Raw genomic sequence first — 1,604 nt, 5'->3', positions numbered from 1 at the left:
CGCTCGCGGCGCGGTCAACGATGCGATGGTCAGTTTCATCGACATCGTGCCCACCATCCTCGACTGGACTCGCGCGCCGGCGCCCAAGAGCGCGTTGCCTGGACGATCTTTGTTGCCACTGCTGGGCAAGCGTGGGGCAAGCGGTTGGGATCGGATCTTTGCCTCGCATGACTTTCACGAGATCAACCAGTACTACCCCATGCGCAGCGTGCGCACGCGAACGCACAGCTACATCGTCAATATCGCCCATCCGCTCGACTATCCCATTGCCGGTGATGTCGAAGGTTCGCCGAGCTGGCAGGCGATCCATGCACGCCCGGACATTCGGTTGGGTAAGCGCACGCAAGCTGCGTACCTGAAGCGGCCGGCCGAAGAACTCTACGACTTGCGCAACGATCCCGACGAGCTGGTCAATCTCGCCGGCGAGCCGCGCGCAGCCGCTGTGCTCGCTGAGCTGCGTCAGCAACTGTTCGAGTTCCGGCGCGATACACGTGATCCGTGGCTCGCCGGGCAAACCTCGCCGTACGTCCATCGCTAGGCGCTGCGGCGAGTGTGGTGACACTCGCCGCAGATCGTTGCACCGACTAGAACGTAGTTGTGAACTTCACACCGAAACGTTCGGGCCGCACCACCGCTTGGTAACCGCTGAGCATGTTACCGACATCCCACAGATACACCTCGTCGTCGCCGCCGAGGTTCTCGCCGTAGACCGTGATGCTGTAACGGTCGGCACGCCAGCCAGCACGCGCGTTGACCGTCCGCCGACTACCAATGAAGTAGCCGATCTCGTCGCGATTGATCGAGGTCTGATAGAAGTCACTAGCGTACGAGTACTCGCCGCGCAGGAACAACGCGCCGGCGCCGATGGGCAAGCTGTACTCGCCAGCCATCGATGCCTGCCACTTCGACGAGAACGGTACGCGATTGTCCGAAGCATCGACGCGCGAACCGTCGCTGTTGATGGCGCTGATGAAGTCGTCGAACTTGCTGTCGTTGTAGCCCAGCGAAGCCAGCAGGTCGAAGTTACGGAATGGCACGGCGGTGATTTCGATCTCCGCGCCCTTCAGCGTCGCCTTCGCGGCGTTCTGGGTGAAGGTGAAGAAGCGCAGCGTCGGATCCTGGTAGGTCTGCGCCACCTGGATGTCGTCCCACTTCATCACGAACACGGACGCGTTGAGGCGCAGCCGCTGGTCGAACTCTGATTTCAGGCCGACTTCGTAGTTGGTCGCGGTTTCTTTGCCATAGACCGGGTTGGCGCCGGCCACCTGGCCCGCGGCCGTATTGAAGCCGCCGGATTTGTAGCCGCGCGAGATGGTGCTGAAGAGCATCAGATCGTCGCTCGCTCGGAAGCTGACCGACAGCTTGGGCATGAAGCCGGTGAAGTCTTCGCTGTCGTTGAAGCGCACCGGCTGCGACAAAGTCTGCGCGTCGTCGGTGGCGATCAGATCCAGCGTGTCGCGGGTGTAGCGTGCGGAAACGTCGACGCTGAGCCGGTCATCGGCGCTGCGCCAGCCGACCTGGCCGAACACCGCCACTGACTCCTTGTCGAAAGCGCTGCTGTAGTCGTCGATCCTGAAGCCCGGAATCGGTCCCGGTACCGACGG

The 1,604-nt window shown here is 62.3% G+C and carries 1 protein-coding gene and 1 pseudogene; one reads left to right on the top strand and one right to left on the bottom strand.

From position 1 onward, the window contains the following. Positions 1-538 (top strand): annotated as a pseudogene (locus tag JNL55_RS29820) (sulfatase); the annotation flags it as partial. 46 nt (positions 539-584) lie between these two features. Here JNL55_RS29820 and JNL55_RS29815 read toward each other — a convergent pair. Further along, on the bottom strand, positions 585-1,604 hold a 1,020-nt coding region (locus JNL55_RS29815), incomplete at its 5' end, for a TonB-dependent receptor (protein WP_293863196.1).

Source organism: Steroidobacter sp., assembly GCF_016790065.1.
Taxonomy (GTDB): Bacteria; Pseudomonadota; Gammaproteobacteria; order Steroidobacterales; family Steroidobacteraceae; genus Steroidobacter.
This window is presented reverse-complemented; position numbering and strand designations above follow the sequence as displayed.